The 11,654-nt window shown below is 74.3% G+C and carries 9 protein-coding genes; 7 read left to right on the forward strand and 2 right to left on the reverse strand.

Translation table 11 applies throughout. The features are described 5' to 3' along the window. Positions 1–258 precede the first annotated feature (258 nt). Both V3T34_RS03140 and V3T34_RS03145 read left to right on the forward strand, forming a co-directional pair. Positions 259–1,218 carry an MBL fold metallo-hydrolase gene (locus tag V3T34_RS03140; protein WP_060847760.1) on the forward strand — a complete coding sequence of 320 codons (960 nt, stop codon included), beginning with the start codon at positions 259–261 and terminating at the stop codon, positions 1,216–1,218. A gap of 214 nt (positions 1,219–1,432) precedes the next feature. Then, on the forward strand, positions 1,433–3,061 hold the full coding sequence (locus V3T34_RS03145; protein ID WP_305079093.1) for an ABC transporter permease: 1,629 nt from the start codon (positions 1,433–1,435) through the stop codon (positions 3,059–3,061). A gap of 369 nt (positions 3,062–3,430) precedes the next feature. Here the strand turns inward: V3T34_RS03145 and V3T34_RS03150 are convergent, their stop codons facing one another. Both V3T34_RS03150 and V3T34_RS03155 read right to left on the reverse strand, forming a co-directional pair. Continuing rightward, positions 3,431–4,774 carry an extracellular catalytic domain type 1 short-chain-length polyhydroxyalkanoate depolymerase gene (locus V3T34_RS03150; protein ID WP_331369096.1) on the reverse strand — a complete coding sequence of 448 codons (1,344 nt, stop codon included), beginning with the start codon at positions 4,772–4,774 and terminating at the stop codon, positions 3,431–3,433. 103 nt (positions 4,775–4,877) lie between these two features. Beyond that, entirely contained in the window at positions 4,878–5,297 is a 420-nt protein-coding gene (locus V3T34_RS03155; protein WP_060847761.1) for a CopG family transcriptional regulator, read from the reverse strand. A gap of 205 nt (positions 5,298–5,502) precedes the next feature. Here V3T34_RS03155 and V3T34_RS03160 point away from each other — a divergent pair, with 205 nt between their 5' ends. The 5 genes from V3T34_RS03160 (at position 5,503) to V3T34_RS03180 (ending at position 11,413) form a co-directional block, all read left to right on the forward strand. Continuing rightward, the gene (locus V3T34_RS03160; protein WP_305079766.1) at positions 5,503–6,840 is read left to right on the forward strand and encodes an adenylate/guanylate cyclase domain-containing protein; all 1,338 of its coding nucleotides are present in this window, start codon (positions 5,503–5,505) and stop codon (positions 6,838–6,840) included. Positions 6,841–6,878: 38 nt separating this feature from the next. Beyond that, positions 6,879–7,805: an amidoligase family protein gene (locus V3T34_RS03165; RefSeq protein WP_244537492.1), complete on the forward strand. Its 927-nt coding sequence runs from the start codon at positions 6,879–6,881 to the stop codon at positions 7,803–7,805. 300 nt (positions 7,806–8,105) lie between these two features. Further along, positions 8,106–9,110 (forward strand): tryptophan--tRNA ligase, encoded by a 1,005-nt coding sequence (trpS, locus tag V3T34_RS03170; RefSeq protein WP_305079767.1) that lies wholly within the window; start codon positions 8,106–8,108, stop codon positions 9,108–9,110. An 82-nt stretch (positions 9,111–9,192) separates the two neighbouring features. After that, positions 9,193–10,224, forward strand: coding sequence for an LLM class flavin-dependent oxidoreductase (locus V3T34_RS03175; protein ID WP_060847764.1), 1,032 nt, complete (start codon positions 9,193–9,195; stop codon positions 10,222–10,224). A 70-nt stretch (positions 10,225–10,294) separates the two neighbouring features. After that, complete coding sequence (locus tag V3T34_RS03180; RefSeq protein WP_305079769.1) at positions 10,295–11,413, forward strand: metallophosphoesterase; 1,119 nt, start codon at positions 10,295–10,297, stop codon at positions 11,411–11,413. Positions 11,414–11,654: the final 241 nt, after the last annotated feature.

Here is an 11,654-nt window from a genome sequence, read left to right on the forward strand (position 1 = left end):
TGCGCTTGCCGCTGACCCGACAAGGGGTCAGCGGCCCTCTCCCCGCCCGCGGGGAGAGGAGAGCCCTGCGCTCTTCTCGTCTCGAATGGTTCTCCGGACAGGCTCCCGCCGACGGAGGGAGTGCGGTGCGAAGGCGACGGCGCCGGGGGTGATCCCGGGCCCTTCCCCGGTCTCCGCTGCCGCTCCCTGCCTTGACGGAACTTGCCGGTTCCTGGACGAGCGGGGCCGACCGACGCGGCTCCCGCCTGGATTGATCCCATGTCCGACGACCTCCGCCACCCGACCCGACGGACGCTGCTGGGCGGCACCGCCGCCCTGGCGGCCGGCCTCGCCGCGACGGGCGCCGCGGCCCAGGCGCCCGCCCCCGTCCCGCGCCGCTCGCGGCTGATCCTGCTCGGGACGGCCGGCGGCCCGACGCCGAAGCCCAACCGCGCCGCGCCGGCCCAGGCCGTCGTGGTCGACGGGCACACCTACCTGATCGATGCCGGCAACGGGACCGGCCGGCAGATGGTGCTGGCCAAGCTCAAGCTCGGCTCGCTCGATTCGGTGTTCCTCACCCACCAGCACTCGGACCACAACGCCGATTACGGCAACGTGCTGCTGCTCGCCTGGGCGACCGACCTCGCCCACCGCGTCGACACCTACGGGCCGCCGCCGCTCGCCCGGATGACGCGCCAGTTCCTCGACCTGAACGACTACGACATCAAGACCCGGATGGAGGACGAGGGGCGCCCGGCGCTCGCCGATCTGATCGTGCCGCACGAGATCACCGCGCCCGGCCCGGTGATGCGCGACGAGCGCGTCACGGTGACGGCCGCCCTCGTCCAGCACCCGCCGGTCGAGCCGGCCTTCGCCTACCGCTTCGACTGTCCCGACCGGTCGATCGTGATCTCGGGCGACACCCGCTACTCGCCGAACCTGATCGCGCTCGCCAAGGGCGCCGACGTGCTCGTACACGAGGTCATGTACCTGCCTGAACTCGACAAGCTCATCGCCACCGAGCCCAACGCCAAGACCTTGCGCGAGCACCTGATCGCGAGCCACACCACCACCGAGGAGGTCGGGCGCGTCGCGACCGAGGCCGGCGTGAAGACGCTGGTGCTCTCGCATTTCGTGCCCGGCGGCTACCCGTTCATCAAGGACGAGGTCTGGCTCGAGGCGGTGCGGCCGCATTTCAAGGGCGAGATCGTCGTCGGCCGCGACCTGATGGAACTCTGATGCCGCGCGACGTCGCGCCGATCCTGGTCGACCGGCCTCCCGTCGGCAGGGGCCGCTCGTGACGGATCGCGACGGCCTGATCGACCGGGATCTCGACGGTGCGGCCCCGCCCCGGCGGGCCGCCGTTCCGGTGCGGGGCGCTCCCGCCGTCCCGGCGCCCCGGACGCGCGCCCCGCGGGCCGTCACGACCGGCCGGGCGCGGCGTCCCGGGCTCCTGCTCCCGGCCTGGACGCTCGCCGCCGGCCTCACCGCCCTCCTGGTCCTGGCGCCGGTCGCGGCGCTCGGGCTCGAGGCGCTGCAGGGCTCGGGCGGGCTGTGGCCGCACCTCCTCGCCCACGTCCTGCCCCCGGCTCTGCACGACACCGCCCTGCTGCTCGCCGGGGTCGGGATCGTCGTCGTGGTGGTCGGCACCGGGGCGGCCTGGCTCGTCGCGGCCTACGAGTTCCCGGGGCGGCGCCTGCTCGACTGGGCGCTGCTGCTGCCGCTGGCCGTGCCCACCTACATCGCGGCCTACGCCTATCTCGACCTCCTGCACCCGGTCGGTCCGGTGCAGAGCGCGATCCGGGCGCTCCTCGGCTATGCCCGCCCGCGCGACCTGATCCTGCCCGACCTGCGCTCCCTGCCCGGCTGCATCCTGCTCCTCGGCTTCGTGCTCTACCCCTACGTCTACCTGCCGACCCGGGCGCTGTTCCTGATGCAGTCGGCGACGCTGGTCGAGGCCGGGCGCAGCCTCGGGGCCCGGCCGGCCGCCGTGTTCCTGCGGGTCGCCCTGCCGCTCGCCCGCCCGGCCATCGCGCTCGGCGCCAGCCTGGCGCTGCTCGAAGCCCTCAACGACATCGGGGCGGCGGAATTCCTGGGGGTGCGCACCCTCACGGTCTCGATCTACGACACTTGGGTCAACCGCTCCGACCTGCCCGGCGCCGCCGGCCTGGCGCTGGTGATGCTCGCCGCCTGCCTCGGCCTGATCGCGGTCGAGCGCCGGGCCCGGCGCGGGCGCGGCTATGCCGGGGCGGCCCAGCGCCCGCGCCGGATGAGCCGCACGCCGCTCTCCGGCCCCGCGGCCCTCGCGGCGCTCGCCCTCGGCCTCGTCCCGGTCGCCCTCGGCTTCCTGGCGCCGGCGAGCTACCTCGCGGTCGAGGCCTCCCGGCGCCTGCATCGGGCCGGCCTGTCCGGGGCGATCCTGTCGGAGAGCCTCAACACCTTGGTTTACGCGGCCCTCGCGACCGTGGTCGCCACCATCCTCGGCCTCGTCGTGGCGGCGGGGCCGCGGCTCCTCGGCGGGCGCTGGCACGAGGCGCTCCTGCGCTGCGCCACCTTCGGCTACGCGATCCCCGGGGCGATCCTGGCGATCGGCCTGCTGCCGCCGCTCGCCGCCCTCGACGGCCTCCTCGACGGCGCGAGCCGGGCGCTCACCGGCGCGCCGCTCGCCGCCATGGGCCTCGGCACGGGGGCGGCCCTCGTCTACGCCTACGCGGTGCGCTTCCTCGCCGTCACCGCCGGCAGCAGCGAGGCCGGCCTCGCCCGGGTGCCGCGCTCGCTCGGCGATGCCGCCCGGATCCTCGGCCGCGGCCCGGTCGGCGCCCTGGCGAAGGTCCACCTGCCGCTGACCTGGCCGGCACTCCTCGGCGGCGCGCTCCTGGTCTTCGTCGATTGCGTCAAGGAGCTGCCCGCGACCCTGATCCTGCGCCCGCTCAATGTCGAGACCCTGGCGACCCACCTCTACGGCGAGGCCGCCCGCGGCACCTACGAGGACGGCGCGGTCGCCGCCCTGCTCATCGTCGCGGTCGGGCTCCTGCCGGTGGCGCTGCTCCTGCGGGTCTCGACCCCGAAGGTGTCCCCCTAAGCAGATTTCGCCGAAGCGGTTACCGGTTCGGCGCCGAAAATCTGCGACGAAACAAGACCCTAAGCAGACTTGCGTTGGCCTGCCAAATGTACACGACTGGGGCGTGAAGCCGTTCTGCGTCAAGGCTTTCCCATACGCCACCTCATTCTGAGGTGCGGGCGATCGACGATCGACTAACGCCTCAGGATGAGGTCGCGGGTGGGAGAGATAATCATCGCGGATTCACGTCGCTGTCGTGTACCGTGTGGCCTGCCAACGCAAGTCTGCTTAGGCATGATACCGAAGCGCCTTCGAACGGACGCGTTCGAAGGCGCTGGGCAAGCCCGGATGGGCGCCGGCGCCGATGCGACGGCGCGAGGGTAGGACGGGTCAGCCCGCGCGGGCGTGCTCGCGGAAGAACCGCAGCATCTCCGCGCTGGCGTCCGGCCCGCGCGGCTCGGTGTAGGAGCCGTCCGGGCTGCCGCCCGACCAGGCATGGCCGGCCCCGTGCAGCACCCACTTCTCGACGATCCCCCGGCCGGCCGCGTCCGCATGGACGCTGCGGGTCCAGCCGATGCCGCCGGGCGATTCCCCCCGCGTCACGGTCTCGGTCAGGCCCGGGCCCGGCAGCGCCTGGGCGGCCACCCGCTCGCCGTTGAGGGGGTGCACCGTGCGGTCGCCGTCGCCGTGGAAGACGATGGTCGGCACGCGCGCGCCCGCCGGCCGCCGCGGCGCCGCCCCGCCCTGGCCCATCGCGGCGAGCGCCGAGGGCAGGTCCCGGGCCGCCCCGCAGGCGAGCCCCGAATGGATGCCGGCCGCCGCGAACACGTCCGGATAGGCCGCGGCCAGGATCGCCGCCGCCGCGCCGCCGGCCGAGAGCCCGGCGACGTAGACCCGGGCCGGGTCGGCGCCGAATTCCGCCACGACCTCCCGGGCGATGCCGGCGATCAGCGCCGGCTCGCCCGCGCCGCGGCCCTGGTCGCGGGGCTCGAACCAGTTCCAGCATTTCTGGGCGTTGGCCGCCCGCTCCTGGCGCGGATAGACCACGATCAGCCCCTGCTCCTCGGCGAGCGCGTTCATCCGCGTGCCGAGGGCGAAGTCGTCCGAGTCCTGGGTGCAGCCGTGCAGCATCACGACCACCGGCAGGGTCTCCCCGTCCCGGCCGCTCGGCACGAAGACCTTGTAGGTCAGGCCGCCGGCCGGGCCCGCGAAGCGCCGCTCCTCGAACCGGGCGCCCGGCGGCACCGGCACGGGGCGGCGCGCGCCCAGGCCGTGACCGAGGCCCGCGCCAAGACTTGCGCCGAGCCCCGCCTTCAGGCCTGCGCTCAGGTTGGCGCCCAAGGCGGCGCCCGGGCCGGCATCGAGGCCCACCCCGACCCCGCCGGCGCGCAGCAGATCGGCGAGCCCTGCGGCCTGGCCGGCCTTGTGCAGGAAGGACCGCAGAGCCTCGGGCATCTCCGGCAGGCCGGCCGGAGCCGCGGGAGCCTCCCCCGGGGCCGCCGCCGGGGCATCCCCCGGGACGGTCCAGGCGCCCCCCGGCTCGGCGGGGGCGTCGAGGTCGATCGCCTCCAGGACCGCCGCATGCCCCCGCGGCGGCGGGGCCGGCTCGGACGAGGACGGTGCGGAGGGGGTTTCGGCCGTTGCGCGGCCCTGGAGCAGCGCCACCGCCTCGGCGAGGCGGCCGGCCCGGGTGAGGCGGGTCACCTCCGCCATGTCGACGGCGGCGAGGTTCATCGAAGACAGGCCGGCCGGGTTCGGGCCGCCGCGGAACGGATCGAAGGCGCTCATGGGGATCATCCTTGCGGAGTTCGAGGGGGGCGGGTCTAGGGGCCGGAGGTCAGGCGATGCGGTCGGCCAGCGCCGCCTTGACGGCGGCGCTGGCGTGGAAGGCGCCGAGCACCTGGATCGACGCGATGGCGGCCCGGGCGAGTTCCGGCGTGACGTCGTCCGCGATGGTGGCGAGCCCGAGCACCTGGATGCTCAGCGGCGTCCCGGCCGCCCGCGCCGCCTCGAGCTCGGCCCTGGTGATGTGCGTCAGCCCCAGGCTGAGCTGGCGGCGCGCCACCGCCTGGCGCACCGCCTCCTCCTGCCGGTCGAGCTGGTTGCGCACCGCCGTGCGGATGAAGTCGGCGCGGTTGGCGTAGAAGCCGTCGCGCACCATCAGGTCGATGCGGCCGAGGTCGACGAAGCCGAGATTGACCGTGACCTTCTCGCTGTCCGGCACCTTGGGCCGCAGCTCGTGAACGGTGCCCGTCATCCTGTCGCCTTCCTCTTACCATCCCGTTGGATGGTCTGGAGATGGCGATGGGAGGTTCGGCCCGCAAGGGGCGGTGTCCCGGAACGGATCGATCGCCCGTGCCGTTCGGCCCGCGGGAGCGCCGGCGCCGTCCGCTTGCCGGACCATTCGGGGGGAAGGCCCGCCCTCGACGCCCCGGCGGCCCGCGCGTAAGGCTTTGCCCCGCATGACCACACCCGATCGGACCCCGCCGGACCGGGGCGCGGCGCTCCAGCCCGGCAGGCCCCGCCCAGCGGTGCCCCGCCCCGCCGCGGACGAATCCGGCCTCGCCGCGGGCCTGGCGGCCGGCACCGCCACCCGCATGCTGGCGATGCGCCTGGCGATGCTGGGGGTGCTGGCGGTCTCGGCCCATCTCAGCGACGGCGTGCTGCATGCCGGCAGCCACTGGTTCATCCTGGGCGGCTACGCGGTCTCCTCGCTCTGGCTCGCCGCCACGGCGCGGCGGCGGGGCGGGGCGCGGCTCGCCTGGATCGCGACGCTGCTCGACGCGGCGCTCGCCGCCTACATCGTGCTCGAGCACATGGTGGCGGCCGCCGAGGTCGCCGACGAGCCCGGCACGATGGCGAGCCGCCTGCCGGCCTTCCTGCTGCTGCTCGAATCCGGCCTCACCCTCAGGCCGCGCCATACGGCGGTCTTCGCCGCCATCGTCGCGGGGGTGTGGTCGGGCGCCCTCGGCCTCGGGCTCCTCGATCCGCATCTCGGCCTGCCGCCGGCGGCGAACGTCTTCGGGCTCCTGTCCTTCCTGGTCGCGGCCGCCTTCGTGATCGAGGGGGCGCTGCGCCTGCGCCGGGGGGTGGCCACGATGCTGCGCCTCGAGCACGAGCGGGCGACGCTGGCGCGCTTCGTGCCGGCGGGGATCGACCTCGTGCGCCGCGACGGGCCGACGGCGCTCCAGCCGCGCCACGCCTGCCTGCTCGCCCTCGACATCCGGGGCTTCTCGGCGCTGACCCGGCGCTGGGGCGAGGCGCGGGTGCTCGACTGGCTGCTGGCGGTGCGGGCGCTCGCCCACGCGGCGGTGACCGAGCGCGGCGGCCTCGTCGACAAGTACGTCGGCGACGGGGTGCTGGCCCAGTTCGTCGACGGCGCCCCGGCCGAGCAGGCGGCCGCGGCGCTCGCTTGCGTGCGCGAGATCGAGGCGCGGATGCACGCGATGAACGAGGCGCGCCGGCGCGAGGGCCTGCCGGCGCTCGCCCTCACCGCCGCGGTGCATGCCGGCGAGGTCCTGGTCGGCGTCCTCGACGACGGCTGGCGGGCCGAGTTCACCGTGCTCGGGCCGGCGATGAACGCGCTCGCCCGGGTCGAGGCCCGGGCCAAGCGCGAGAACCTGGCGGTCGCGGTCTCGAAGCGGGTGATGCGGCTCCTCGGCCCGGACGCGCCCGCGGGCCGGCGCCTGCCGCGGCGACCGGGCGAGGAGGATTGCCCGGACCTGTTCGGCCTCGATCCCCTGCCCGTCGGCGCCCCGGCCCCTATCTCCCCGGATCTGCCCGTGACGGCGGCGCCGTGAGCGCCGTCGGGCCGGCCCCCTCCTGCCCCGAGTCGCGCGTGCCCGAATCGCCCTCCCTGGAATTCCGCTCGCCGCCGCGTCCCCTGCGGGAGGACGGGACGCCGCGCCGGGTCGGCGTCGAGATCGAGTTCACCGGGCCCTCGGCCCGGATCGCCGCGGCGGCGCTCGCCGCCGGCCTCGGCGGGCGCCTCGCCGAGGAGGACCCGCACGCCTTCCGGCTCGAGGGCACGTCGCTCGGCGACCTGCGGGTCGAGCTCGACCTGCGCGCCGCCCATCCGCAGCGGCGCATGACCGAGCCCGGCGCGCTGCCCCGCCTGCCGGTCCGCGCCGCCGGCCGCTCGCTTGCCGCCCTCCTCGGCCCGGTCGTGCCCCGCGAGCTGATCACCGGCCCCCTCGCCTTCGACCGGCTGCCGGAGGTCGACCGGCTGGCCGCCCTGCTGCACGGCGCCGGCGGCCGGGGCCGCGGCGCGGTGCTCCTCGGCTCGCTCGGGCTGCACTTCAACGTCGAGCCACCGGATCTCACCGCCGCGACCCTGACCGGCCTGCTCAAGGCCTATCTCCGCTCCGAGCCGCAACTGCGCCGGGAGACCGCGGCCGGCGGCTTCCTCGCCGCCCGCGGGCTGCCGCCGCCCTTCCCCGCGCCTTACGCCGCCAAGGTGCTCGATCCCGCCTACCGGCCCGACCTCGACGGCCTCGCCGGCGATTATCTGGCGGCCAACCCGACCCGCCACCGCGGCCTCGACCTCCTGCCGCTCCTCGCCCACCGCGACGAGGCCGGCGTGCGGGCCGCCCTGCCGCCGGACGAGAAGGTGAGCCCCCGGCCGGTGCTGCATTACCGGATGCCCCAGGCCCATGTCGGGCTGGCGGGCTGGAGCCTGGCCCCGGCCTGGAACCTCTGGGTCGGGGTAGAGGAGCTGGCCGAGGGCGCGGCGCCGGCCCGCCAGGCGGCGTCCGATCCCGCTTGAGGGCGGCGGGGACGCCCGCCGGAGAGCTTCACGATCGCAACGCGATCGCGAAGCTCTCCGGGCTTCCGATTTTGCCGCATTTTCCTCGACGAACCGGCATCCACTTCGTCGGAAAATGCTCTAAGCTCGTCCCCGATGACCGACCTCCGCTCCCCCCGCGCGACCGTCTGGTGGCGCTTCCCGTAAGGAAGCGGCCGTCGTCATCCTGTTGCGACCGATGCCGCCGTGCGGTGGCATGGTCGGTCCCCTGAGGCTCTCGGCATCCGTCGGCGCGGCGGCTGTCTTCGAGAAGAGAGCCCGATGTCGTCAAAGCCCGTCATCCTCACCGGCGACCGCACCACCGGTCCGCTGCATCTCGGCCATTACGCCGGCTCGCTGCGCAACCGCGTCGCGCTCCAGCACGACCACCGCCAGTACCTGCTGCTCGCCGACGCCCAGGCACTGACCGACAACGCCCACGATCCGGCCCGCATCGCCCGCAACGTGATCGAGGTCGCGACCGATTACCTCGCGGTCGGCATCGATCCGGCGGTGACGACGCTCTGCGTGCAATCGGCCCTGCCGGCGCTCGCCGAGCTGACCCTGCTCTACCTCAACTTCGTCACGGTGGCCCGGCTCGAGCGCAACCCGACGATCAAGGACGAGATCCAGGCTCGCGGCTTCGGCCGCGACATCCCGGCGGGCTTCCTGTGCTACCCGGCGGCCCAGGCCGCCGACATCACGGCGTTCCGCGCCACCCTGGTCCCGGTCGGCGCGGACCAGGCGCCCCTGATCGAGCAGGCCAACGAGATCGTCCGCCGGATCAACCGGCAGGCCGGGCGCGACCTCCTGCCGGAGGCGACCGCGCTGATCCCGCCGGTCGGGCGCCTGCCCGGGGTCGACGGGCGGGCCAAGATGAGCAAGTCCGGCGGCAACGCCCTGCCGCTCTCGGCCTGCGACGCCGAGATCGCCGCGGCGGTGCAGCGGATGTACACCGATCCCGACCACCTGCGCGCCTCCGATCCCGGCCGGGTCGAGGGCAACGTGGTCTTCACCTATCTCGACGCCTTCGACCCCGACCCGGACGAGGTGGGAGCGCTCAAGGAGCGTTACCGCCGCGGCGGCCTGGGCGATGCCGCCCTCAAGCAGCGCCTCGCCGGCATCCTGCGCGACCTCCTCGGGCCGATCCGCGAGCGGCGCGCCGCGATCGCCCGCGACCCCGACCGGGTGCGGGACGTGCTGCGCACCGGCACCGCGCAGGCCCGCCGCCTCACCGAGGAGACCCGCGACGCGGTGCAGGACGCCCTCGGCCTGTTCCGGCTCTGAACCCTCGTTGTGCGCGGCTGCAAGCCTGCCCTTGCATCGCCGCGCATTTCAAACCGGCCCCGGCGCGTCCATCTTGGGAGCCATGACACAGACCCTGCAATTCGGCCTCGACACGTTCGGGGATGTCACCGCCCGCGACGGCGAGCCCCTCTCCCACGGCCAGGTCCTCCGCGACGTGGTCGCTGAAGGGGTTCTGGCCGACGAGGTCGGGCTCGACTTCTTCGGCGTCGGCGAGCACCACCGCGAGGACTTCGCCGTGTCCTCGCCCGAGATGGTGCTGGCGGCGATCGCGGCGCGCACGACGCGCATCCGCCTCGGCTCGGCCGTGACGGTGCTCAGCTCCGACGACCCGGTCCGGGTCTACCAGCGCTTCTCGACCCTGCAGGGCCTCTCGAACGGCCGCGCCGAGGTGATCCTCGGCCGCGGCTCGTTCACCGAATCCTTCCCGCTCTTCGGCTACCCCCTCGACCAGTACGAGACCCTGTTCGAGGAGAAGCTCGGGCTCTTCTCGGCGCTGCTGGCCGGCGGGCCGGTGACCTGGCAGGGCACCACCCGGGCGCCGCTGTCGAACCAGTCCGTCTTCCCCACCCCGGAGGCGCCGCCCACGACCTGGATCGGGGTCGGCGGCAGCCCGAACTCGGTGGTGCGGGCGGTCCAGCACGACCTCCCCCTGATGCTCGCCATCATCGGCGGCGATCCGCAGCGCTTCCGCCCCTACGTCGACCTCTACCACCGGGCCTGCGCCCAGCTCGGCCGCAAAGTGCGCCCGATCGGCGTCCACTCGCCGGGCTATGTCGGCGAGACCGATGCGGGCGCGCGGGAAGAATTCTTCGCCGACTACAAGCGGATGCGCGACCGCATCGGCGCCGAGCGCGGCTGGCCGCCGATGACGCGCCAGGAATTCGACCGCGAGGCCGATCACGGCTCGCTCTACATCGGCAGCCCCGAGACGGTGGCGAAGAAGATCGCCGCGACGGTGCGGGGCTTGGGCCTCGGCCGGTTCCAGCTCAAGTACAGCGCCGGGCCCCTGCCGCACGAGCGGCTGATGCGCGGCATCGCGCTCTACGGGACCCGGGTGGCGCCCCTGGTGCGCGAGATGCTGGAAGTGGGGTAAGGAGCGCTCGCGCCCGCCGGGCGCGGTACCCCGGGGTGTCCGGCCCGCCCGCCACCGCAAGGAGCCCGCCATCTTCCACCTCGTCTTCGCGGCGCCGTGCCTCCTGGTGATCGCCCGCTGGCTCGCGCCGCTCTCGCTGCCGCTCGCCGCCAAGGCGACGCTCGCGGTGCTGCTGCTCGCCGCCTCGCAGTTCCACCTCTGGAACCGACTCTCCTCCGGCTCCGTCTTCGCCCCGGAATTTCCCCGCGCGGTCGTCCTCGCGCTCAACGGGGCCTTCGGGGCGATCGCGCTGCTCGCGGTCCTGCAGATCGCCCTCGATCTCGGGGCGCTCGCCGCCGCCCTAGTCCAGCGCGGATCCGTCGCGATTCCCGACGGGCTGCGGTTTACCGCCGCCGGGCTCGCGGTGCTGCTCGCCGGGATCGGCGTCGCCCAGGCCGCCCGGGTGCCGCCGATGGTCGAGCGCGAGGTCGTGATCCCCGGCCTGCCGCCGGCCTTCGAGGGCTACCGGCTGCTCCAGCTCACCGACCTGCACCTGAGCCGCCTCTTCCCCGCATCTTGGGCCCGCGCCGTGGTCGCCCGCGCCAACGCGGCGGGCGCCGACGCGATCGTCGTCACCGGCGACTTCATCGACGGCTCGGTGGCGATGCGCCGGGACGACGTGGCGCCGCTCGCCGCGCTTCGCGCCCCGGACGGCGTCTTCGGCATTCCCGGCAACCACGAATATTTCTTCGATTACCCCGCCTGGATGGCCCATCTCGCCGGCCTCGGCCTGCGGATGCTGCCGAACGCCCACGCGGTGCTCGCCCGGGGCGAGGCCGCCCTGGTGCTCGCCGGCGTCACCGACGCCTCGGCGCCCAACGCCGGCCAGCCCGGCCCCGACCTCGCGGCGGCGCTCAAAGGCGCCCCGCCCGGTGCCCCGATCCTCCTCCTCGACCACCAGCCCCGGAACGCCCGGCAGGCGGCGGCGCGGGGCGTGGCGCTCCAGCTCTCCGGCCACACCCATGGCGGCATGATCCGCGGCCTCGACCGGCTGGTGGCCCGGGGCAACGACGGCTTCGTCTCGGGCCCCTACGCGGTCGGCGGTATGACCTTGTTCGTCGGCAACGGCACCGGGATCTGGCCGGGCTTCGCGCTGCGGCTGGGGCGGGATTCGGAGATGACGCTGTTTGTTTTGCGGGGTGGTGGGTGAGCGCGCGGTCTTGGGTTGCGTGACAATCACAAGCGGCCCACGGATACTCTGGACTTAAAATATTGTGAATATAGAGGAATTACGTTCTATCCCTCCCGGTGGCGGCGAGAAGACCGGTCTTGAAAACCGCCGTGGGGGCAACTCCACCGTGGGTTCGAATCCCACCCCTTCCGCCAGAAATTTCAATGACTTAGGTGAGATCGCCCGACGCGGACTTCGTCGGACTCCGCCGTGTCTGTGC

Origin of the sequence: Methylobacterium ajmalii (assembly GCF_036448855.1) — a bacterium.
Lineage (GTDB): Bacteria > Pseudomonadota > Alphaproteobacteria > Rhizobiales > Beijerinckiaceae > Methylobacterium > Methylobacterium ajmalii.

Coding starts and splice junctions, on each gene's coding strand:
- V3T34_RS03140 (WP_060847760.1), top strand. CDS start 259: ATGTCCGACGACCTCCGCCACCCGACCCGACGGACGCTGCTGGGCGGC.
- V3T34_RS03150 (WP_331369096.1), bottom strand. CDS start 4,774: ATGAACCTCGCCGCCGTCGACATGGCGGAGGTGACCCGCCTCACCCGG.
- V3T34_RS03155 (WP_060847761.1), bottom strand. CDS start 5,297: ATGACGGGCACCGTTCACGAGCTGCGGCCCAAGGTGCCGGACAGCGAG.
- V3T34_RS03160 (WP_305079766.1), top strand. CDS start 5,503: ATGACCACACCCGATCGGACCCCGCCGGACCGGGGCGCGGCGCTCCAG.
- trpS (WP_305079767.1), top strand. CDS start 8,106: ATGTCGTCAAAGCCCGTCATCCTCACCGGCGACCGCACCACCGGTCCG.
- V3T34_RS03175 (WP_060847764.1), top strand. CDS start 9,193: ATGACACAGACCCTGCAATTCGGCCTCGACACGTTCGGGGATGTCACC.